The organism is Poseidonibacter sp. (assembly GCF_041821165.1).
In the GTDB taxonomy this organism is placed as follows: Bacteria; Campylobacterota; Campylobacteria; order Campylobacterales; family Arcobacteraceae; genus Poseidonibacter.
Genome location: NZ_JBGUES010000277.1, coordinates 1 through 1296 on the forward strand (window position 1 = coordinate 1; position 1296 = coordinate 1296).

Annotated in this window: 2 protein-coding genes; both read right to left on the minus strand. The window is 24.8% G+C overall.

The features are described from left to right. A partial coding sequence (locus tag ACERKK_RS13130; protein WP_373773524.1) for a glutamate--tRNA ligase family protein occupies positions 1-495 on the minus strand: 495 nt, incomplete at its 3' end. 1 nt (position 496) lies between these two features. Then, positions 497-1296 (minus strand): M16 family metallopeptidase (locus tag ACERKK_RS13135; protein WP_373773525.1); only part of this gene is annotated, 800 nt, incomplete at its 5' end.

The following is a 1296-nucleotide window of genomic DNA, read 5'->3' on the forward strand; positions in this document are numbered from 1 at the left end:
ATCAATATCATCAGCAGTTGATTTTAAATCACCTTTTAATAAATCAGAAAAGGCAATATCATCTTCTGGTTTTTTAATTCTAACTGTAAATGGAGCATTTACTTCAAGAACTGCTTCATCTGATAAAGTTTCACAAAATCCATCATATTTAAATGATTCATTTTTCTTTTTAGCTTCATCTTCTAATTCTTTAAGTTTATCATCTCCACAAAAACAAGAGAATGCTTTTTTTTGTGTTAATAATTGCATTGCCATTTTTTGATGATATTTTAAAGAATCACTTTGATGAACTGCATAAGAATATTCTATTGAAAATAAAGAAAGAATCTCTAAAATCTCTTTATCTTTACCTTCAATATTTTTATCTTTATTTGTATCCTCAATTCTAACTACTAAATTTTCATTTAATTGTTTTGAAACTATATAATTAAAAATAGCTGCTCTTAAATTTGATATATCCATATCTTTTGTAGGACTTGGTGCAAATCTTAACAAATTATTTCCTTACTATTGAAAATGTTAAATTATTAATCTCATCATGTGATTTGATATAATTATTTAAATCTTCAAGTTTTAAATTTTGAATTTTTTCTAGTTCTATTTTTGGTTGATTTTGATCTAAACCTCTATAAAAAGATGAAAAAGATCTATTTAATCTTTGACTTAATGTTTCGCTTCTTAAAGGTTCACTTCCTGTTAAAAAGTTTTTAGCAGCATCAAGCTCTTCTTGAGTAACACCATTTTTAACAAAATCTTTTACTATTTGTTTTACTAATTTTTGTGCTTCTTTAGCTGATTCATTTTTTGTTTGTAAATATCCATTAAAGTAAGAGTATGATTTATTCATAGATATATATCCATAAGCACTATATGCTAATCCTCTTTTAACTCTAATCTCTTCCATTAGTCTTGAACCAAAACCTGAACCACCTAAGATAAATGATGCAACTTTAGCAATATAAACTTCTTCATCTTTTACGTCAATATCAAATGAACTACCAAAATAAATATATGCTTGTTCTGTATCTTTAATCAAAGTCTCTTCTTGAACTTTTGAGTTAATTGCAATTTTTTCTAACTCTCTTTTTTGACCTCTTGGTAGAGATTGAACTAATGGTTTAATTAATTTTTTAAACTCTTTATATTCAAAATCTCCACCTGCAACAATAATTAAGTTATCTAAATTTATTGTTTCTTTTAAAAACTTTTTAATATCTTTTAATTTAATATTTTCAATAGACTCAATAGTTCCATTACTTGGATTTTCTAATGCTGTATCTTTAAAGATTTGTTTCT